This is a genomic window from Pantoea sp. SGAir0215 (genome assembly GCF_043543215.1).
In genome coordinates, this window is the sequence record NZ_CP028031.1 from 4,395,153 (window position 1) to 4,416,220 (window position 21,068).

19 protein-coding genes and 1 pseudogene are annotated in these 21,068 nt (G+C 57.1%); 10 read left to right on the forward strand and 10 right to left on the reverse strand.

What is annotated here, in order from left to right; genetic code table 11:
- Positions 1–21 precede the first annotated feature (21 nt).
- Positions 22–954: a LysR substrate-binding domain-containing protein gene (locus C1N64_RS20545; protein WP_367143638.1), complete on the forward strand. Its 933-nt coding sequence runs from the start codon at positions 22–24 to the stop codon at positions 952–954.
- 9 nt (positions 955–963) lie between these two features.
- Here the strand turns inward: C1N64_RS20545 and pcaC are convergent, their stop codons facing one another.
- The 6 genes and pseudogenes from pcaC to C1N64_RS20575 form a co-directional block, all read right to left on the reverse strand.
- The gene (gene pcaC / locus C1N64_RS20550) at positions 964–1,350 is read right to left on the reverse strand and encodes a 4-carboxymuconolactone decarboxylase (RefSeq protein ID WP_206536933.1); all 387 of its coding nucleotides are present in this window, start codon (positions 1,348–1,350) and stop codon (positions 964–966) included.
- A pseudogene (gene pcaD / locus C1N64_RS20555) lies at positions 1,351–2,106 on the reverse strand (3-oxoadipate enol-lactonase); the annotation flags it as partial.
- Positions 2,103–3,443 (reverse strand): 3-carboxy-cis,cis-muconate cycloisomerase, encoded by a 1,341-nt coding sequence (locus C1N64_RS20560; RefSeq protein WP_039342170.1) that lies wholly within the window; start codon positions 3,441–3,443, stop codon positions 2,103–2,105. The gene C1N64_RS20560 and the pseudogene pcaD, both read right to left, overlap by 4 nt.
- A 3-nt stretch (positions 3,444–3,446) precedes the next feature.
- Entirely contained in the window at positions 3,447–4,649 is a 1,203-nt protein-coding gene (gene pcaF / locus C1N64_RS20565) for a 3-oxoadipyl-CoA thiolase (protein ID WP_394515166.1), read from the reverse strand.
- 10 nt (positions 4,650–4,659) lie between these two features.
- Complete coding sequence (locus C1N64_RS20570; protein ID WP_033739788.1) at positions 4,660–5,316, reverse strand: 3-oxoacid CoA-transferase subunit B; 657 nt, start codon at positions 5,314–5,316, stop codon at positions 4,660–4,662.
- A 10-nt stretch (positions 5,317–5,326) separates the two neighbouring features.
- Entirely contained in the window at positions 5,327–6,016 is a 690-nt protein-coding gene (locus tag C1N64_RS20575; protein WP_054633141.1) for a 3-oxoacid CoA-transferase subunit A, read from the reverse strand.
- Positions 6,017–6,202: 186 nt separating this feature from the next.
- Between C1N64_RS20575 and C1N64_RS20580 the strand changes: the two genes are divergently transcribed.
- The 3 genes from C1N64_RS20580 to C1N64_RS20590 all read left to right on the forward strand — a co-directional run bounded on the left by C1N64_RS20580 (position 6,203) and on the right by C1N64_RS20590 (position 9,156).
- Positions 6,203–7,009: an IclR family transcriptional regulator domain-containing protein gene (locus C1N64_RS20580; protein ID WP_039342159.1), complete on the forward strand. Its 807-nt coding sequence runs from the start codon at positions 6,203–6,205 to the stop codon at positions 7,007–7,009.
- A 78-nt stretch (positions 7,010–7,087) separates the two neighbouring features.
- Positions 7,088–8,278: a cystathionine beta-lyase gene (gene metC, locus C1N64_RS20585; protein WP_058708795.1), complete on the forward strand. Its 1,191-nt coding sequence runs from the start codon at positions 7,088–7,090 to the stop codon at positions 8,276–8,278.
- Between the two features lie 218 nt (positions 8,279–8,496).
- Positions 8,497–9,156: a DedA family protein gene (locus C1N64_RS20590; RefSeq protein WP_006118175.1), complete on the forward strand. Its 660-nt coding sequence runs from the start codon at positions 8,497–8,499 to the stop codon at positions 9,154–9,156.
- 11 nt (positions 9,157–9,167) lie between these two features.
- On the opposite strand, the gene C1N64_RS20595 is transcribed toward C1N64_RS20590, so the two are convergent.
- Entirely contained in the window at positions 9,168–10,076 is a 909-nt protein-coding gene (locus C1N64_RS20595; protein ID WP_033739797.1) for an AraC family transcriptional regulator, read from the reverse strand.
- Positions 10,077–10,269: 193 nt separating this feature from the next.
- Here C1N64_RS20595 and dkgA point away from each other — a divergent pair, with 193 nt between their 5' ends.
- Entirely contained in the window at positions 10,270–11,097 is an 828-nt protein-coding gene (gene dkgA, locus C1N64_RS20600) for a 2,5-didehydrogluconate reductase DkgA (protein WP_006118176.1), read from the forward strand.
- A 478-nt stretch (positions 11,098–11,575) separates the two neighbouring features.
- Positions 11,576–12,508 carry a flagellin N-terminal helical domain-containing protein gene (locus tag C1N64_RS20605; protein ID WP_058708794.1) on the forward strand — a complete coding sequence of 311 codons (933 nt, stop codon included), beginning with the start codon at positions 11,576–11,578 and terminating at the stop codon, positions 12,506–12,508.
- Between the two features lie 44 nt (positions 12,509–12,552).
- On the opposite strand, the gene ftsP is transcribed toward C1N64_RS20605, so the two are convergent.
- The 3 genes from ftsP to parC form a co-directional block, all read right to left on the reverse strand.
- On the reverse strand, positions 12,553–13,983 hold the full coding sequence (gene ftsP, locus C1N64_RS20610; RefSeq protein WP_039342152.1) for a cell division protein FtsP: 1,431 nt from the start codon (positions 13,981–13,983) through the stop codon (positions 12,553–12,555).
- A 146-nt stretch (positions 13,984–14,129) separates the two neighbouring features.
- Complete coding sequence (locus C1N64_RS20615; protein ID WP_039342149.1) at positions 14,130–14,867, reverse strand: 1-acylglycerol-3-phosphate O-acyltransferase; 738 nt, start codon at positions 14,865–14,867, stop codon at positions 14,130–14,132.
- Positions 14,868–14,912: 45 nt separating this feature from the next.
- Positions 14,913–17,186 (reverse strand): DNA topoisomerase IV subunit A, encoded by a 2,274-nt coding sequence (gene parC, locus C1N64_RS20620; protein WP_033739803.1) that lies wholly within the window; start codon positions 17,184–17,186, stop codon positions 14,913–14,915.
- Positions 17,187–17,578: 392 nt separating this feature from the next.
- Here parC and C1N64_RS20625 point away from each other — a divergent pair, with 392 nt between their 5' ends.
- From C1N64_RS20625 to C1N64_RS20640, 4 genes are read left to right on the forward strand one after another with little or no spacing between them, the layout of a single operon-like run.
- Positions 17,579–19,141: a BglG family transcription antiterminator gene (locus tag C1N64_RS20625; protein WP_110268408.1), complete on the forward strand. Its 1,563-nt coding sequence runs from the start codon at positions 17,579–17,581 to the stop codon at positions 19,139–19,141.
- An 18-nt stretch (positions 19,142–19,159) separates the two neighbouring features.
- On the forward strand, positions 19,160–19,630 hold the full coding sequence (locus C1N64_RS20630; protein WP_033739808.1) for a PTS sugar transporter subunit IIA: 471 nt from the start codon (positions 19,160–19,162) through the stop codon (positions 19,628–19,630).
- A 20-nt stretch (positions 19,631–19,650) separates the two neighbouring features.
- Entirely contained in the window at positions 19,651–19,965 is a 315-nt protein-coding gene (locus C1N64_RS20635; protein ID WP_006118182.1) for a PTS fructose transporter subunit IIB, read from the forward strand.
- Between the two features lie 11 nt (positions 19,966–19,976).
- Positions 19,977–21,068 carry a PTS fructose transporter subunit IIC gene (locus tag C1N64_RS20640; RefSeq protein WP_058702274.1) on the forward strand — a complete coding sequence of 364 codons (1,092 nt, stop codon included), beginning with the start codon at positions 19,977–19,979 and terminating at the stop codon, positions 21,066–21,068.

The window sequence follows — 21,068 nt, forward strand, 5'->3', positions numbered from 1 at the left end:
GGCAAATTCTTACCATGAGCCATGGATAGTGTTTCCCGGTTCAGTCAGCGCGTGCGCCTGCGTCATCTTCACGCTTTTGTTGCCACCGCGCAGCAAGGGACGCTGGGCCGTGCCGCCCGCCAACTGGGTATTACTCAGCCCGCCTTATCGAAAACCCTCAGCGAACTGGAATACCTGACCGGTGAACAACTGCTGGTGCGCAGCCGCCAGGGAACAGCGCTGACCGCCAGCGGGACGCGCTTTCTGCATGACGCCATTCGCATCCTGGATGCACTTACGCTGGTCGATCAGGTCATGCGTCCGGACAGCGCGCCACCTCTCGCGCCTCTGCATATCGGTGCCTTGCCGACCGCCATCGGCAGCGTGGTTGCGCCGGTGCTGGCCAGCCTGCAGCAGCACTATCCGGGCTGGCGTATACAGGTCACTACGCTTTCGAACGACGCGCTGCTGATGGCGATAAAGTCGGGGCAAATGACGCTGGGAATCGGACGGATGGCGGAACCGGTTCTGATGGACGGTCTGAACTTTGAACTGTTGTATCTGGAAACACTGCGTCTGGTCGTGGCCCCGCACCATCCCTTGCTGCATGCGGGCGTGACCCTGGCAGAAGCGCTCAGTTGGCCGTTGATCCTTTCGCCACGCGGCACCGTACCGCGTCAAAATGCGGAATCGCTGATGACCAGCCATGGGCTGACCCTGCCCGAAGGCGCGGTAGAAACCCTGTCAACGACGCTGGCGCGGCGGCTGACGCAAAACCACGGTTACGTCTGGCTGGTGCCCTACGGCGCGGTGCGCGACGACTTAACGAGTAATCAGCTTCGGGCTCTGCCGCTGCCGAACCAGGGCATGGCCGAAGCGGTGGGCATCCTGACCCGTCAGCAGCATACACCGCCCCCTGAACAACAACATCTGGTGGCGGCATTGCGTCAGCGGGTGCTGGATGTCCCGGTCTGACGCCGCGATTTAACGGGCACTATCCCGCTCGTCGAAAATGCTTTGCGCCAGGTGGAACGCCGCGTTCGCCGCAGGCAGGCCACAATACAGCGCGGCATGCATCAGTACCTCTTTGATCTCATCCCGACTGACCCCGTTATTGAATGCGGCCCGCAGATGCATTTTCAGTTCGGCTTCACGGTTAAGCGCAATCAGCATACCGATGGTGATCAGGCTGCGCGTGTGGCGCGACAATCCGGGCCGGGTCCAGATCTCTCCCCAGGCGTAACGACTGATGAAGTGTTGAAATTCGTCGTTCAGAGGGGACAGATTCTCCAGGGTGCGGTCCACATGCGCGTCACCGAGTACCGCGCGGCGCACCGTCATTCCCTGCTGATAACGCTGCTGCTGCGTCAGTTGCGCGTCAATAAACGGCTGCAGGGCACGATTAAACGCCAGCCACACCTCCACACTGGAGAGATGCGACGCAGGCAACACCACCAGCTGCGCGCCGTGGATGTGCGCCACCATGGCTTCTGCGTCGGCCACCGTCGTCACGGCATCGTCCCGCCCCGCAATGACCAGCACAGGAAGATGAATGGCCGCCAGTTCGTGACGTAAATCTGCGGCAGCCAGCGCATCGCAGCAGTCCGCATAACTTTCTGCATCACAGGCACGCAGTTGCGTGAGCAACGCCTGCACGGTGGCGGGTGCCCGTTCGCAGAATGCCGGCGTAAACCAGCGTGCGGCGGCCCCGTCAGCAATCGCCGCCACACCGTACTGACGCACCTGCGCTGCGCGCTGCTGCCAGGCCGCAGACTCACCGATCTTCGCGGCGCTGTTGGCGACCGTGAGCGTGATCAGGCGATGAGGATGGAAACGGGCCAGCCAGAGTCCGGTCAGCCCGCCCATCGAAATGCCGCAAAAATGCACCCTGTCGATAGCCAGCTTATCCAGCAGCGACAGCACCGCCATCCCCAGCTGTTCCAGCGAACGGGTTTGTCCGTTCGGTGCCGAGGCACCGTGCCCCGGGACATCGTAACGCAGAATGCGATAATGACCGATCAGCGCATCGCGCTGGGGCTGCCACATGTCTGCCGCCGTTCCTAAGGAGTTGCTGAATAACACCACCGGAGCATCGTCTGGCCCCTCAAGGATGTAATGAAGTGTCATGATTCCCTCGCCGCCGCTAAAACCTGTTGAATAAAGCGCGCCGCACTGCCCGTGGCATTGGCCGGGTCGAGCAGCGCCTCCAGCGTTGAATGACTCAGGCGCGTTCTGACCGTTTCATCCGCGCTCAGTACGGACAACAAACTCTGCTGTGTGTCCAGCGCCCGGCGGCAGCACTGCTCAATATGATGGTGCGCCTGCTGGCGTCCCATCTCGTTCGCCAGCGCCAGCGTGACCGCTTCCGCCATAATTAATCCCTGCGTCAGGCCAAGGTTACGTTGCATGGCATCTTCATGCACCTCCAGCCCGTCGATCAGTTCCGTGCTGTGGGCCAGCGCCGCGCCGCTCAGTACGATCAGCTGCGGCAGGCTCTGCCACTCGGCCTGCCAGCCACCCAGCGCACGCTCGTGTTCCTGCACCATCCCGGCATACAGACCGGACATCAGCGCCGGTACCCGATTGGCCGCGCTGAGAATGGCGGCGCACAGTACCGGATTACGTTTATGCGGCATGGTTGAGGAGCCGCCCCGCCCTGCCGCCTGAGGTTCGCTGATCTCCCCTACCTCGCTCTGCATCAGCAGCGACATATCCCGCGCCAGCTTGCCCAGCGTCCCGGTCAGGCCGGCATACCAGCCTGCCAGCTCGGTAAGCCTGTCGCGCTGAGCATGCCAGGGCGTGGCGCTACGCGGCAAATTCAGCGCATCGGACAGTGCCTGCTCGACCTGCTCGCCTTTATCGCCCAGCGAGGCCAGCGTGCCTGCCGCCCCGCCAAACTGCAACGCCAGTACCCGCGTCTGCATCGCCCTGAGGCGTTGTCGATCGCGTACCAGGGCGTCCAGCGTGCCTGCCAGCTTCAGCCCAAGGGTAACGGGCAAGGCATGTTGCAACCACGTGCGTCCGACCATCAGCGTTTTGCTGTGCCGTTCGCACTGCGCGCTCAGCACGGCAATCAGCCGATCCAGCAGCGTAGCCGTACCGCTGAGCGCCGCGCGCAGTTGCAGCATCAGTCCGCTGTCGATTGCGTCCTGGCTGGTTGCGCCCCAGTGGACATAGCGCGCCGCCTCGGGCGATCGGGCAGCCACCAAAGCGGTCAATTGTTTGACGAGGGGAATCGCCAGGTTGCCGGCCAGCCCTGCGGCCTGGGTCAGCGCAGCGGCATCGATCGCGTCAGCACGACAGCAGTCCTGAATGATCTGCGCAGATTCGCGGTCCATCAGCCCCGCACTGGCAAGCGCCTGTGCCAGGCCAGCTTCAAAATCCAGCATCCCCTGCAGCAGCGCCGTATCGCTGAAGCCCTCACTGAGAGGAGAAGCCATAAACATGGCGCGGTAAAGAGACATTAATTATACCCGTTCCAGAATAAGTGCGATTCCCTGCCCGACACCGACGCACATAGTGCAGAGTGCGTAACGTCCTCCGGTGCGCCGCAGGTGATAGGCCGCGGTCATGGCCAGCCTGCCACCGGATGCGCCGAGCGGATGGCCCAGCGCTATTGCGCCGCCGTTAGGGTTCACCTGCGCGGCATCGTCGGCCAGCCCGAGCGCCCGCGTCACAGCCAGCGCCTGGGCAGCAAACGCTTCATTTAATTCGATTACGTCCATTTGTGCCAGCGTCAGGCTACTCTGGGCCAGCACTTTGCGTACCGCAGGTACGGGACCATAACCCATGATACGCGGTTCAACGCCGCAGGCAGCCATCGCGACCACACGCACCAGCGGCGTGAGGCCGTGGGCGGCAACCGCGTTTTCACTGGCGAGTAATAAGGCGCAGGCCCCGTCATTGATGCCCGAGGCGTTGCCTGCCGTCACGCTGCCGTCCGGCGTCACGACGCCTTTTAATCCCGCCAGCGCCGCCAGGGAGGTACTGCGCGGATGCTCATCGCAGGCAACAGTGATAGCTTCCCCTTTGCGCTGCGGGAGAGTGACGGTCATCAGCTCGTCACTGAACAGGCCCATCTCCTGCGCACGCGCGGTACGAAGCTGGCTGCGTAGCGCAAAGGCATCCTGATCGGCGCGGCTGATAGCAAAATCGCGTGCCACGTTTTCCGCCGTTTCCGGCATGGTTTCAACGCCAAAGCGGGCGCGCATCTGCGGGTTGATGAAACGCCATCCCATGGTGGTGTCTTCCATTTTCAGGCTGCGACTAAACGCGCTTTCTGCTTTTCCGGTCACGAAGGGCGCGCGCGACATACTCTCTACGCCGCCTGCGATCATGACCTCGGCTTCGCCGCATTTTATTGCCCTGGCCGCCATGCCGATGGCATCCAGCCCCGAACCGCAAAGACGATTGATCGTCGTGCCAGGCACGCTGGACGGCAGCCCGGCCAGTAACAGGGCCATACGCGCCACGTTACGATTGTCTTCGCCTGCCTGATTGGCGCAGCCATAGATCACATCATCGATCGCCTGCGCGACAGAAGCAGGCTGACGGGCAAGCAGCGCCGCCAGCGGTAAGGCCGCCAAATCGTCTGCCCGAATTCCCGCGAGCGCGCCGCCATAACGGCCAAATGGCGTGCGGAGCGCATCACAAATAAAAGCCTGTTGCATTCGCGGTTCCTCAGGCGGTGGTCGCCAGTTCAGGTTGCAGTAAACGCACCGGCGTGACCGCCTGGAGCGCCTCGAAACTCAGTCCGGGGCAGCACTCGACCACCAGCGGACCGTCCGGCGTAATATCAATCACGGCCATATCCGTATAGATCCGGCTGACGCACCCCAGCCCGGTGAGCGGATAGCTGCACTGCTTCACCAGCTTGCATTCCCCTTTTTTCGTCAGGTAGTCCATCATCACGTAAACTTTGCGCGCGCCAATGGCGAGATCCATGGCGCCGCCGACAGCAGGAATTGCATCCTGCGCACCGGTACTCCAGTTCGCCAGATCGCCGCTGACGGATACCTGGTACGCGCCCATGACGCAGATATCCAGATGCCCGCCACGCATCATGGCAAAGGAGTCGCCATGATGGAAAAAGCAGCCGCCCGGCAGCAGGGTTACCAGCTCTTTTCCGGCATTGATCAGCTCCGGATCGGCGTCTTCCGGCGCAGGCGCTGGCCCCATGCCGAGCAGTCCGTTTTCGCTGTGCAAAAAGATTTCTTTGTCCGCAGGCAGATAGTTCGCAATGCGGGTCGGCAGGCCAATCCCCAGGTTAACGTAAGCCCCTTCCGGAATATCGCGCGCCACGCGCTGTGCCAGTTGGTCACGGGTGAGTTTTTGCATTGCCGACTCCTCAGGCTGAAACGGTCAGGGTAACGGGATGGGGAACGCACACCAGGCGCTGGACAAAAATGCCCGGCGTGACGACGTTTTCAGGATCGAGCTGGCCCAGCGGCACCAGCTCTGCTACCTGGGCAATGGTCGTGGTAGCGGCCATCGCCATCACGGGGCCAAAATTCCGCGCCGCTTTGCGGTACACCAGGTTGCCCCAGCGGTCGCCCTGATGGGCTTTGATAAGCGCGAAATCGGCTTTGAGCGGTTTTTCGAACACGTAATGGCGGCCATCGATTTCCCGCGTTTCCTTGCCTTCCGCCAGCGGCGTGCCAAAGGCGGTGGGGGTGAAAATGCCGCCTAAACCGCTGCCTGCGGCCTGCATCCTGGCGGCAAGGTTGCCCTGTGGCACCAGCTCCAGTTCAATCTCTCCACGACGATAGCGCTCATCGAACACCCATGAGTCAACCTGGCGCGGAAATGAACAAATCATTTTATCAACGCGGCCTGCCTTAAGCAGCGCGGCCAGGCCGCTGTCACCGTTGCCAGCGTTATTGCTGATCACCGTCAGCCCGCGAGCGCCGCTTTCGATCAACGCATCGATCAGTTCCAGCGGCTGACCGGCAGGTCCGAATCCGCCAATCATGATGCTGGCCCCGTCCGGGATGACCGCCACGGCCTCTGCCAGTGTTGCCACACTTTTATTGATCATTAGCTGTTCCTTTAGCCCGGCATCAGCCGGTTAGTAGTGAATAGCCAAAAAGTAGATCGCTCTGTGAGTGCAAACAATACCGATTATCGAAATAGTGTGCGATTATCGGTCACTGGCAAAACCAAATGGCACAATGTGATCGTTCGCACAGTTGCAGGACGATCCTGTTAATCTCGGGAGAAAAGCATGATGGATGACGATCAGACGCTGCGCGGCAGCAGCGATCCCTGGAAAGGGGATCCGAACTTTATGGCTTCACTGGCGCGTGGGCTGGAGGTCTTGCAGGCATTCACCCCACAGCGACGCGTGATGTCCGTGTCGCAAATCAGTCAGCGCACCGGTATTCCGCGCGCAGCCGTGCGGCGCTGTCTGTACACCCTGAGTAAGCTGGGTTTTGTCTACGCCGAAGATGGTAAAAACTTTGAACTGCGTCCGCGCGTGCTCACTCTGGGTCATAACTGGCTGGGCGCCACGCCGCTCGCCAGCGCCTCACAGCCGGTTTTACGCCAGCTGAGCCAGACGCTGAACGAGTCCTGCTCAATGGCGGTGCTGGACGGGGATGACATTCTCTATATCGCCCGCGCGTCCGCGTCGCGCATCATGACGATCGACCTGCATATCGGCAGTCGTCTGCCCGCCAGTACCACCTCCATGGGCAGAGTGCTGCTGAGTGGGCTTGCCGCTGAGCCATTGAACGACTATCTGGCGCGGCTGACCCAGCTGCGTTATACCAGCCACACGCTGGTCAGCAGCAGCGCACTGCGTGAAGAACTGACCCGCGTCCGGCAGCAGGGTTACGCCATTAACGATCAGGAACTGGAAATCGGTCTGCGTTCGCTTGCCGTGCCGCTTTGTGGCGCGGACGGACGCATCGTGGCCGCTCTGAACGTCGGCGTCCATGCCGGACAGGTTTCTGCGGATACGCTGCGTCAACACCATTTGCCGCTACTGCAGGAGGCCGCACGGGAAATCTCCCTGTTGCTGCGCGAATAATCTGTTTTGCCCCTCAACGTCATCGCCGAATTCGTGCTAACGTGAAGGCTCAGGTGCAAGCGGCAAGGCAGGGAGTTCATGACCACAAAAAAAATTGATACCACATTCGTCAGCGCAGGACGCGATAAACGTTATACCCAGGGTTCGGTGAATGCGGTCATTCAGCGAGCCTCGTCGCTGGTTTTCGATACCGTTGCGGAGAAAAAACGCGCGACCGCAGGGCGGGCAAAGGGCGAACTGTTTTATGGTCGTCGTGGCACGCTGACCCACTTTGCCTTGCAGGACGCCATGACAGAGCTGGAAGGCGGCGCGGGCTGTGTGCTGTATCCTTGCGGCGCCGCAGCGGTCTCTAACGCTATTCTGGCGTTTGTTGAAGCAGGCGATCATGTGCTGATGAGCGGCGCGGTGTATGAACCAACACAGGATTTCTGCACCAAAATCCTTGCTAAACTTCAGGTCTCCACCACCTGGTTTGATCACGGCATCGGCGATGCGATCGCCACCCTGATTCAGCCCAACACGCGCGTGGTGTTCCTGGAGTCGCCCGCCTCCATCACAATGGAAGTGCAGGACGTCCCCGCCATTGTGGCGGCGGTGCGCGCAAAAGCACCGGACGCGATTATTATGATCGACAACACCTGGGCGGCGGGCGTGCTGTTTCGTCCTCTTGCGCTGGGCGTGGATATTTCGATTCAGGCTGGCACCAAATACCTGATTGGTCACAGCGATGCCATGATTGGGACCGCCGTCGCCAATGCCCGCTGCTGGGATCAACTGCGCGAGAACAGCTACCTGATGGGGCAGATGGTGGATGCCGATACCGCCTACATGGCCAGCCGGGGGTTACGTACGCTGGGCGTACGTCTGCGGCAGCATGAAGAAAGTGCACTTCAGGTCGCGGAATGGCTGGCCGCCCGCCCGGAGGTCGCCAGAGTGAATCATCCGGCGCTGCCCTCATGCCCCGGTCACGCCTTCTGGCAACGCGACTTCAGCGGCAGCAGCGGATTATTTTCGTTTGTGCTGAAGGAAAAACTGAGCCGCGAGCAGTTAGCGATGTATCTTGATCATTTTCAGCACTTTAGCATGGCGTACTCATGGGGCGGTTATGAGTCGCTGATTTTAGCCAGTCAACCCGAAGAGCTGGCGGCTATTCGCCCGGCGGGCGGCGTTGATTTCAGCGGTACGCTGGTACGGCTGCACATCGGTCTGGAACATGTGGATGATTTACTGGTTGATCTTGAAGCGGGTTTTACACGCCTGACGCGCTAAAAGAGTAAACCTGATATAAACCAGATACAGACCCGTGTGATATATCGACAGGCCACAGCCAGATAGATGTTAAAATTCTCTTAATATAAAAGTGTTCAGCGAGCAGAAGAACCCCCGCAGGTTAAGGTTGTAGCCCACTCTGGGGCAGGCGACAACCAAGAGGTCAGGCCGATCTGAACACTATAATTCAGCATGATTGTGACGTAATGGGATAGCTAATGGGTGTTTTACATGAGATTGTGCACGCGCTTTGGCATCAAGACTTCGCCGCGCTGGCCAATCCGGAAGTGGTATGGATCGTCTACAGCGTGATGTTTATGACGCTATTCCTGGAAAATGGTTTACTGCCCGCCTCTTTTCTGCCCGGCGACAGTCTGCTGCTGCTGGCTGGCGCGATGGTAGCCAAAGGCGTGATGGATTTTTTCCCCACGCTTTTGATCCTGACCACCGCCGCCAGTCTGGGCTGCTGGCTCAGTTACCTGCAAGGCCGCTGGCTGGGTAATACCCGACTGGTTAAGAGCTGGCTGATGCAGCTTCCGGCACAATATCACCAACGCGCATGGAATATGTTTAATCGTCATGGCCTGATGGCGCTGCTGGTGGGACGTTTTCTGGCCTTTATTCGTACCATTTTGCCAACAATGGCGGGCATTTCCGGCCTGAAGAACAGCCGTTTTCAGCTGTTTAACTGGCTGAGCGGTCTGCTGTGGGTGGGCATTGTGGTGACGCTGGGTTACGGCATCAGCCAGGTGCCGTTTATTAAACGGCACGAAGATCAGGTCATGGCTGTCCTGATGGTATTACCGATGGTGCTGCTGGTCGTCGGGCTGGTTGGCAGTATCGTGGTTATCTGGAAAAAACGTCGTCAAAGAGCCTGACCACGCGTGCGTCAGGCGGGCGGTTCGGCCACCGTCTGACGCACCCGATTCACTTCCTCACCCGGCGTCACGCCAAAGTAGCGCTTAAACTCCCGCGAAAACTGCGACGGACTCTCATAACCGACGCGCACCGCCGCGACGCTGGCTTTCAGGCCATCCTGCAGCATCAGTAAACGCGCCTGATGCAGGCGATAACGCTTGAGATACTGCAGCGGCGACGTCTGCGTCACCGCTTTGAAATTATGATGAAACGCTGAGACACTCATGTTCACCTCTGCCGCCAGCGTGTCCACGCTGAGGTTGTCGGCATAGTGATTCTCTATACGGCGCAGTGCCCGGGCAATCTGGCTGAACTGCGTCTGACGACTCACCAGTGACAGCAGTGCCCCCCCAATCGGCCCGGTCAGCACATAGTAAAGAATTTCCCGCACAATCTGTGGCCCCAGCACCCTTGCATCACGAGGCTGGGTCATCACATCCAGCAGGCGTTCTGCCGCACACAGCATCGGCTCCGTGAGAAAGGCAGAGTGAATGCCCGAGGTCAACGGCTGAGGCTGAAACCCTTCGTCATCACCGATGTCCATCAGCAAATCCTGCAGGCTGGCCGTATCCACGCGCAGGCACATCCCGGCCAGAGGCTGCTCGGGTGACGCCCAGGTTTCACACTCGACCGGGAGCGGCACGGTGAGCATCAGGTATTTTGTGGCGTCGTACTGAAAAACCGTACTGCCCAGGTAACCGGTTTTGCTGCCCTGAAACAAAATGACAATGCCGGGCTGATACATAATGGGCTCACGCGGTCGGTGCTGCCCCGCATAAATCAGTGAGACATTTTCCACCGGACACAGCTGTTCGCGTCCGTTCGTCATCAGCGTGACCACCTGTTGAGCCAGCCGCTGACACAGTAAGTCGTGGGGCATCATCACTCCTGAAAATAAAAAGCGCAGTTTGCCGCGCGCCAGGTTAAATCGCCAGCAAAATGGAGAATCAGGCAAGAAGTTTACAGGATCAGGCAGGGTTATCCTCGCCTGTTCGCAGGCAGCCTGAAAATTGTTAGCTAGACTTAAGCACAGCGAAGATTCCCTGGTTTACTGCAAATGTAAGGAGCAGGATATGGCAGACCAACCTATTATCAAACTGCACGACGGTAACATGATGCCACAGCTTGGACTTGGCGTGTGGCAAGCCAGCATGGAAGATGCGCGCAACGCCGTGCTGAAAGCGCTGGACGTTGGCTATCGTTCAATTGATACCGCCGCCGCGTACAAAAACGAAGAAGCGATTGGTCAGGCGTTACAGGAAACCGATGTCGCGCGTGAGGATATTTTTATCACCACTAAACTGTGGAATGCTGACCAGCAAAATGTCCAGCAGGCACTGGAAACCAGTCTGCAAAAACTGAAGCTGGAGCAGGTAGATCTGTATCTGATGCACTGGCCGTGCCCGGAGAAAGATCAGTATGTTGACGCCTGGAAGAACATGATTGCGATGCAGCAACAAGGCCTGGTCAAAAGCATCGGCGTCTGTAACTTCAACCAGCCGCACCTGAAACGTCTGCTGGAAGAAACCGGTGTAACCCCGGTGATCAACCAGATCGAGCTGCATCCGATGCTGCAACAGCGCACGCTGCATGCCTGGAACGCCATGCACCAGATTCAGACCGAGTCCTGGAGTCCCCTGGCTCAGGGCGGCGAAGGCGTATTCGATCAGGAAATCATCAAGTCTCTGGCCAAAAAATACGGTAAGACGCCGGCGCAAATCGTTATCCGCTGGCATCTGGACAGCGGGCTGGTGGTTATCCCGAAATCCGTCACGCCGGCACGCATCGAAGAAAACTTCAATGTGTTCGATTTCCGCCTGGATAAGGCAGAAATGAGTGAGATTGCCCAGCTTGATACCGGTAAGCGTTTAGGTCCTGACCCGGATACGTTTAACGGCTAATACGGGCGCATCGGACCCGATGCACGCCTCGTGCAGGCCTCTCCTCCGGGAGGGGCTTTTTTACGGTTAGCGCCCACGCAAAATGTTAAACGTCCTTAAAATGTATGACAAAACGCATAATAATTACGCAACGCCTTTCTGGGCAGTGCGCGGCGCCGGGCAAAAAAACCCTTTCCTGACCGAAATCCCCCTGTCTTTCCGCTCTGTTAAATCAAATTTTTTGCGCTGAACGCTGACACCTTAATCCCGCCCTGAATTTTGTCTTTTAAATCAAAAACTTAAAATTCTAATCACCTCACCTTACCTTGTTATAACAGGTAAAATTTTGCAACACACCGAAGCCGCTCCGCTTTTGTGAAAACGACGTTGTGCAGGTAATACTGTTTTCTGTCACACCTGTCGCGTGATCCCGGCTACCACCATTGAACGTCATTTCACGGTTTTCAGAACGTTAAGCGACTTAACCAGGGAGCGTATCATGTCGGTTATCAATACCAATATCGTGTCGTTGATCGTTCAAAACGATCTGTATAACTCTCAAAATGCTTTATCGACCGCCATTGAGCGCCTGTCTTCAGGTTTGCGCATTAACAGTGCGAAAGATGATGCGGCGGGAATGGCGATTGCTAATCGTTTGACCTCAAACATCAACGGCATGACGGTAGCGGGCAGGAATGCCAATGATGCGATTTCGCTATCACAAACCGCTGAAGGGGCGCTCTCCACGATTAACGACAATCTGCAACGCATACGTGACCTGACGGTGCAGGCGCAAAATGGCAGCAACTCCGCTGCGGATATCGACTCTATTCAGACAGAAGTGAATCAGCGAATGGAGGAGATTAACCGTATTACCGCACAAACGAATTTTAACGGCATTAGTATGCTGAATACCGGATCGGGCTCTGCTGCGTATCGCTTTCAGGTCGGTGCGGAAGACGGCGAAACAATCACGATCGAGCTGGATGCCAGCGACAGCTATAACCTTCTGAAAGCGGGTACCACCGGCTCAACACTTAATATCCGGCAAATGACCTCAGGAGATACCGTAAATGGCGTGGCCCGTACGGTTGCGGCAGAAGGCTTTGACGTTTTAAAAGGGGATGTTACCGGCGGAGCAAGTGGAACCGCGACAGACGGTACGCCTTTGGCCGATCTCGATCGGGCGATTAAATCCGTTGATAGTCAGCGTAGTATGCTGGGTGCCTATGAGAACCGCTTTCAGTCGGTTATCGCCAACCTGAACAATATGGTCACAAACCTTACCTCTGCCCGTAGCAGGATAGAGGACGTGGACTACGCTGCGGAGGTATCGGCGATGTCACAGGCGCAGATTTTACAGCAGGCCGGTACCGCCATGCTGGCCCAGGCAAATCAGATGCCCCAACTGATGTTGCAGCTTCTGCGCTAGCCAAACGCAAAAGCTGAAAGCCCTGCCCGGCACAGTCTGCTCCGTTATGCCGTGGCAGGCTGCACCAGCAGCTGACCTGCCGTTCCCCGATCCGCCAGCTCCAGCGTCTGACTGTAATAGACAAACGGGAAATGGTCTGAAGAGCTTTGGGTAAAGTTGACCAGCAGTTCGACCTCGCCGTCCACCCAGACGGTGTCTTTCCAGCCCCGGTCTTCCCCCATCGACTGCGCACCGTTCACGCTCTTAATGAGGAACATTACGCCCTGAATATGCAACGATTGCGGACGATCGGCACGGATAATCCAGCGCTCAAATGTGCCCTGCTGCGCGGTGGTATCAATGCGGTTCATATCCCACACGGCACCGTTGATGCCGGGCATACTGTCGCCAATACGAAACTCCCGGGTACGCACCGAAGCGCCGTCCAGAATCTGATCGGCCAGTAAACGCATTGGCAGGTTATCCGTCACCAGCGGCAGCAGGCCAGTGGGGCGAAGCGTGAGCACCAGCGTTGAGGTCAAAATCGTCGAAGGCTCGAAGAAACCGCGCAGGCGATCCATGATGCCAGCCGCGGTGCCCGCCGTAATGGAGACCTCATCCCCTTGCGACATATCCACCAGAACTTCGCGCCGCTCACCGGGAGCCAGCGTTAACCGCTGTACCGCTACCGGAGACGGTAAAAAACCCTGATCGCTGGCGATGACCGTAAACGGTCGGTTATCACTGATGCTGAGTTCGTAACGTCGGGCATTGGAGGCATTGAGCAACCGCAGGCGCACCCAGCCGCGTGATACCTCAATAAACGGATTGCGTACGCCATTAACCAGCAGCGTATCGCCCAGGAAACCGCCGTCAGCGGGTGGGTCATAAACCGGTGTCGCAAAGTTATCCAGCCGCTTGTCCTGAATGATCAGCGGAAAGTCATCCACGCCATAGTGTTTTGGCAACGGAAGCTGCTTACTGAGGTCGTCCTCGATCAGCCACATGCCCGCCAGGCCGTTATAGACGTGCGGTGCCATGCGGTTTGGCGTGTTCGCGTGATACCAGCAGGTGGCGGCGTTCTGACGAATCGGTAACACCGGTGCCCAGTCGACGCCCGCTGACATCATCCGCGGCGCGCCGCCCATCAGTGCCCCTGGCACCTGCAGGCCGCTGACGGTCATCGAAACCGGTTCATTGAGGCGGTTGCTGTAGATCAGTTTGACATCATCGCCGCTGTAAACACGGACAGTTGGCCCAAGGTACATGCCATTGATGCCCCAGACCGGCACCTTGTTATTGTCACCGTTAAACGACCAGTGGCTGCGCTGTAAGGTCAGAAACAGCGGCTGACCCCGGCGGGATTCGATCAACGGCGGAACGGGAAGCGGCGTGTCACCACGCAAGGAAGCGGCACGTGCCGCATGCGGCATTACCGTGGCACTGAGCGCCACACCGGCAGAAAGCTGGATAAACTGACGTCTGCTGAAAGACATGAAATTTCAGACCTTTTACGCGTGGCGCTGAAACGCCAACCCTGTTTTTATTGCTGTCATTGCTGTGCTGCTTTCACGGCGAGCGACGCAGGACGTCACTCGCCGTGGGGCATCCATGCAGAATAGTCCGACAACGGATTTGCCGGTTAGATTTTACCGTTTTTTTCGCGTTCTTCGACTTCGGCGTTAAGCTCTTCCAGCTTCGCCGCCATCAGTTCACGACAGTGGGTAGCCAGTTTGCGCACAGACGACGACTCAAATTGTTTGACGTCTACCGGCGGCAGCATTTCCACAATCACCAGGCCGTTTTTCAGGCGGTTGAGGTTAATTTTATTGTGCGTATTGGACACCACAATCGGAATGATCGGGACGCCGGCCGCCACCGCAGCGTGAAACGCACCGGTTTTAAACGGTAATAATCCCCGCCCGCGACTGCGCGTACCTTCAGGAAACATCCAGAACGAAATCCGTTTTTTATTGAACTGCTCAACCAACTCGCCAATGGTGCCGTGTGCTTTGGCCCGGTTGTCACGGTCAATCAGCAGATTACCGGTCAGCCAGTAAAGCTGACCAAAGAACGGTATCCACAGCAGGCTTTTTTTCCCCACGGTCACGGTGGTGGGCTGCACAATTTTAGCGGCCGTCACCATATCGTAGTTGTTCTGGTGATTAGCGATATAAATCGCATTACCGTAATTATCCGCGCCCTCTGGGCGACGAAGTTCAACCTTCAGACCGAACAGCGTCGATAATTTGCCAAACAGATGACCAAAGGTGGCGACGTGACGCGGATTACGCGGCGAGAACAGACACCAGATGCAGCCAAATACACAGACCAGAATCGAATAAATTACCACAATAATCGTGCGTAATATCAGTAACATAGCTTCCTCAATGTAACACGGCTGGCGATGAACCAGCCGGATGAATTACGCGTCGCTGTCAGCGCTGTCAGGACGTGCCGGGGCATCCAGTTCGACCCGATCAATTTTTTGCAGACCGCGCGGTAACAGCGTGCCACGGCGACCCCGATCGGCACGGAATTTCTGCAACTCTTCACTGCGCAGCAACAGCTTGCGTTTACCGACGTGCAGCGTAATCGCGCTGCCTGGTGGCAGAATCATGAGCCAGGCCAGTTTATCCGTGCCCGCTGCGGCATCTGCCGACGGAATCGAGATAATCTTGTTGCCCTTGCCTTTCGACATTTGCGGCAACTCGCCGACCGGGAACATCAACATCCTGCCCGCCTGAGTGATCGCTAACAGCATGTCGTCTTCATGATGCACAGCCATCGGCGTCATGACGCGCGCATTCTCCGGCAGAGTCAGCAGCGCTTTGCCCGCACGGTTGCGCGAAATCAGATCGTTGAAGGTGCAGATAAAGCCATATCCGGCATCCGAAGCCATTAGCAGGCGCTGCTCTTCCGGCTCCATCAATACCTGTTCAACAACTGCACCCGGTGGTGGCGTCAGTTTACCGGTCAGTGGCTCGCCCTGGCCGCGTGCCGACGGCAGCGAGGTGGGGTCCAGCGTATAGCTGCGACCCGTGGAATCGATAAAGGCCACAGGCTGATTACTCTTGCCGCGTGCCGCCGCCAGGAAGCTGTCACCGGCTTTATAGCTCAGGCCCGCCGGGTCGATATCATGTCCTTTGGCGCTGCGCACCCAGCCCATCTGCGACAGAACAATCGTAACCGGCTCAGACGGAACCAGCTCGGTTTCGCTGAGCGCTTTGGCTTCCTCACGTTCACGCAGAGGCGAACGGCGATCATCACCAAAACTGTTGCTGTCTGCCTGCAGCTCTTTTTTCAGCAGCGTATTCATTTTGCGTTCAGAGGCCAGTGTCGCCTGCAGCTGATCGCGCTCTTTTTCCAGTTCGCTTTGCTCACCGCGAATCTTCATCTCTTCCAGCTTCGCCAAATGGCGCAGCTTGAGTTCAAGAATCGCTTCGGCCTGGGTTTCACTGATCTCAAAGCGCGACATCAGCACTGGCTTTGGTTCGTCCTCGGTACGGATGATGTGAATGACTTCATCAATATTAAGGAAGGCCACCAGCAAACCGTCCAGGATATGCAGACGGCGCAGCACGCGTTCTAAACGATGATTCAGACGGCGACGAACAGTATCGCGACGGAACACCAGCCATTCAGACAGGATTTCCAGCAGGTTTTTCACGGCCGGACGGTTATCCAGTCCGATCATATTCAGGTTGATACGGTAGCTTTTTTCCAGATCGGTCGTGGCGAACAGGTGGTTCATAACCTGATCCAGATCGACACGGTTTGACCGGGGCACAATCACCAGGCGAGTCGGGTTTTCGTGATCGGACTCATCACGTAAATCCTCGACCATTGGCAGCTTTTTATTGCGCATCTGGCTGGCAATCTGCTCCAGTACCCGGGCACCGGACACCTGGTGCGGCAGCGCGGTGATCACCACCTCGCCGTCCTCTTTTTTCCACACCGCACGCTGGCGAATCGAGCCGCGCCCGTTCTGATAGATTTTGCGAATCTCGTCGCGTGGCGTAATGATTTCGGCTTCGGTCGGGAAATCCGGCCCTTGCACAATCTCCAGCAGCGCATCCAGGCTGGTTTTCGGATCGTCAATCAGGGCGATAGCGGCCTGCGCCACTTCGCGCAGGTTATGCGGCGGAATATCGGTTGCCATGCCCACCGCGATCCCAGTGGTGCCGTTCAGCAGAATGTTTGGCAGGCGCGCCGGCAACATCTTCGGCTCCTGCATCGTGCCGTCAAAGTTTGGCACCCAGTCTGCCGTGCCCTGCCCCAGCTCACCCAGCAGCACTTCGGCATACTTCGACAGGCGAGACTCGGTATAACGCATGGCGGCGAAAGATTTAGGATCGTCAGGTGCCCCCCAGTTTCCCTGGCCATCGACCAGCGGATAACGGTAGGAGAACGGCTGTGCCATCAACACCATGGCTTCGTAACAGGCGCTGTCACCATGAGGATGGTATTTACCCAGCACGTCACCCACGGTACGGGCCGATTTTTTAAATTTGGCGGTAGCGTTAAGCCCCAGCTCCGACATGGCATATACAATGCGGCGCTGGACGGGTTTCAGGCCGTCGCCAATGTAAGGCAACGCACGGTCCATGATGACGTACATGGAGTAGTTTAAGTACGCATTCTCAGTAAACGTATGCAGGGCAAGACGCTCTGCACCATCCTGCGTCAATTCGCTCATTAAGTCCTCATCCTCACATCGTGACCCGCAACGGCGGATCACCCGGCGGTTGTTTGGCGAGGATAGTACCTTATTCGTGGGTATTAGTCACAGTCCTGGAGCGGGCTGGTCACTCTTTTTTCCCTGTTTTCCGGTCGCCGAAAAAACCACACCGGTAAAAATCCCCGTGCGCTTATTTTTAATAGTTTGTGACCTTCCTCGCAATTAATTATCAGCTTATTTATAGCGTATTAATCCTGTCCCGTTCCCGGGACAACATTTAGTATTGTTGCTTTTTCTTTCACCACCTAAATTCAATTTCAGCGACATATACCGGTTTTATTTTATGCCCTGGTTGGATTTAACGAATTGCCACTTAAGCACCGCTAACGAAATAATAGACAGGTGACTGAATGCAAAATCTGACTTCACGACAACACCGATTACTGAAATTACTGTTACAGGCGGGCACGCCGCTGGCGTTAGCGCAATTAGCCCAACAGTTAACCGTTTCTGAAAAAAGTATTTATCGCGATTTACAAAGTCTGGAACCCTGGCTGCATGGCTGGCAGGCGCAACTGGTGAAGCTGCCTGGCCGCTGTGTGGCGCTGGAAACACACGATCATGAACAGCGGCTGCGCTTGCAGCAGCATGTTGCCAGCGACGATAACTGGTCTGCGGGCTTAAGCAACAATGCGCGGCGGGTAAAAATCCTGTCCCAGCTGCTACGAGACGCGCCACGTGAAACCTCGATCAGTAAGTTATCTGAACGTTATTTCATCAGTCACGCTTCGATTGTTAATGACCTCAAGGTGATTGAAGAGTGGTTGCAGCCGCTGGCGCTGGAGCTGGTCCGTAGTCAGAGCGGCACGCATGTGGCAGGCAGCGAGCAAGCACTGCGCCAGGCCATGGTTTTGCTGATTAACGACGTTATGCAGCATAACACGGGCAGCAATATGGCCCTGCCGCGGCTCGACCCCGGCAGTTATCAGGCGCTGATCCACTATTTTGGCGAAGAGGACGTGGCCTTTGTGCAGCGCTTACTGCAGCAAATGGAGCAGCAGCTTGGCTACCCTTTGAGCGATGCGTATTACCTCAATCTGTCCACCCATATTCTGATCATGATTCACCGTATGGCGCAGGGCAAAGCCTTGTCCCTGCCGCTGGCTCTGAGCGCGTCAGAAATGGACAATCGCATTCTGAAGATTGCCCGCCAGATGGTAGTACAGATTGAACAGCGGCTGGGGCAATCCGCGCCCGCAGATGAAGTGGGATTTATTTATCAATATATTATTTCATCGGGCATTGTAGTCGAAGAACGCGGCAGCCACATGCTATCGCACTCTCCTTTTTCAAATGCAGCATCGCGCAATATTACGCTCGAATTAATTCATTGCTTTTCCGCATTCATCCAAAAGGATCTGTCGACCGATTCTTTATTATTTGAAGGTTTGCTATTCCATATTAAGCCGCTACTTAACCGGCTTAAATATCATATTACGATTCGCAATCCCTTACTCGATGACATAAAAGCGGAATTACAGGATATTTTCACGCTGACCCAACGCGCCATGCAGGTAACGGCCGAGCGGTTTCATTATGGGCCAATCGCTGACGATGAGATCGGTTATCTGTGCGTGCATTTTCAGGCCGCGCTTGAACGGCAAATAGCCCATAAACGTATTTTGCTGGTGTGTTCCAGCGGCGTCGGCACGTCGCATTTGCTGAAAAGTCGCATCCTGCGCGCCTTTCCGGACTGGATTATCGTGGGCGTTATTTCGGCCAGCACGCTGGACGACTTTTGTCAGCAGGAGCCGGTGGATCTGGTCATCTCCACCATTCATCTCGATATCAGCACCTTGCCCACCGTGTATGTTACTGCGTTTTTTAACGACGACGATATTCGCCGGGTGACGGACGCCATGATTGGTCGCCAACTGCCACAGGCCGCAACGCGCGCGCTGGCAGAACATTAACTGAATGAGGTCTGATTAATGGATATTTCTCGCATTCTCACGCCACGCCGCGTCAATCTCAATCTGCAGGCCAGCAGCAAAGAAGCGGCCATTATCGAACTGACGGAGTTGCTGTTCAGTGACGGTGCCATTAGCGATAAAGAGGCCTTTATCCGCGATGTCTGGCTACGCGAGGCGGAGGGATCGACCGGGTTTGAGAATCATATCGCCATTCCTCACGGTAAGTCCTCTGCCGTTAAGCAAACCACGCTGGCCATCGGGCGCAGCCAGCAGGATATCCCCTGGGAGACGCTGGATGGCAGCAAGGTGCGCTGCATCATCCTGTTTGCCGTGCGGCTGGAAGATCAAAACACGACCCATATTCGCCTGCTGTCACAGGTGGCCAGTGCGCTGGCCGATGATGAGGTGATTGCGCAACTGCTGGTGGAAAACGATCCCAGCGAAATCATTCGGCTGTTTAGTCAGTACGCCGAAACCGACCTCTGTTAACCCTGGAGTCCGAGGTAATCATGAACATTGTCTGTGTTGCCGCCTGTACGGCGGGCATCGCGCATACCTACATTGCGCGTGAAAAAATGATCAAAGGCGCTCACGCCCTTGGCCACACCATCCATGTGGAAACGCAGGGCACCATCGGGACAGAAAACGCCCTGGATGCCGAAACGATAGCGGCAGCCGACGTGGTGATCCTGGCGGTGGACGTGAAGATCACCGGCGAGGAACGTTTTCGTGGCAAACCGATCGTGCGGGTGAAAACCGAAGTGGTGATCAAGTCGCCCATCAAGTTTCTGGAAAAAGTGGCGGATTCACTGGCGCGTGCCTGAGGAGATCCACAATGAACGCTAACAAAAGCCAGTACGGGCAAGCGATCAAAGGCCATCTGTTAACCGGGATCTCCTGGATGATCCCGCTGATTGTCGCCGCCGGGATCTGCATTGCGCTGGGTCAGGTGATTGGCGGGCCCGATGTGGGTAAACATCCCGGTACGATCGCCTGGATGCTGAACCAGATCGGTGGCTGGGGCATGGGCTTAATCGTCCCGTTGATCAGTGCGGCTATCGCTTACTCGATTGCCGACAGGCCGGGCTTCGCGCCGGGTTTGATCGTCGGGTTTATCTGCGGACAGATTGGCACCGGCTTTATCGGTGGCATCCTGGGTGGCTTCCTGGTGGGTTACACGGTGATTCTGCTGCGGCGCAGTATCCGGTTGCCACAATCGATGCAGGGGCTGATGCCGATCATGGTCTTGCCCGTACTGAGCACCATCATTGCCGGGCTGCTCATGATGACGTTTATCGGTCAGCCCATTGTCTGGCTGCAAAAGGCGCTGATCGCCCTGCTGGAATCAATGCAGGGGGGCTCTAAGTTCATCATGGGGGCGATTCTGGGGGCGATGGCGACCTTTGACTTCGGCGGGCCGGTCAATAAAACCATGTCGCTGTTTGCGGATGGCATGCTGGTGGACGGCATTTACGGGCCGGAAGCGGTCAAATTTGCCGGTTCGATGATCCCGCCCTTTGGCATCACGCTCTCCTGGCTGCTCACGCGCCATAAGTACACCCGCGCGGAAAAAGAAGCCCTGAAAGCGGCCTTACCGATGGGGATCTGCATGATCACCGAAGGTGTGATCCCCATTGCCGCACGCGATCTGTTCCGGGTCGTCGGGAGTTGTGTGGTTGCCTCAGCCGTTGCTGGTGGCCTGATCATGGTCTGGGGCGTGGAAGCGCCGGTGCCTCACGGCGGCATGTTTGTCGTACCGCTGTTCACCAAACCCGGGTTGTTCTGCCTGGCGCTTGGTATCGGCACCACGATCTGTGGCGTCATGCTTTCGCTGCTGAAAAAGCCCGTCACTGAAGCCGACGAAGAGTTTGACGACGTGGAAGATCACACCGTTCGCGACGACGACATTAAATTCACACTGGAATAA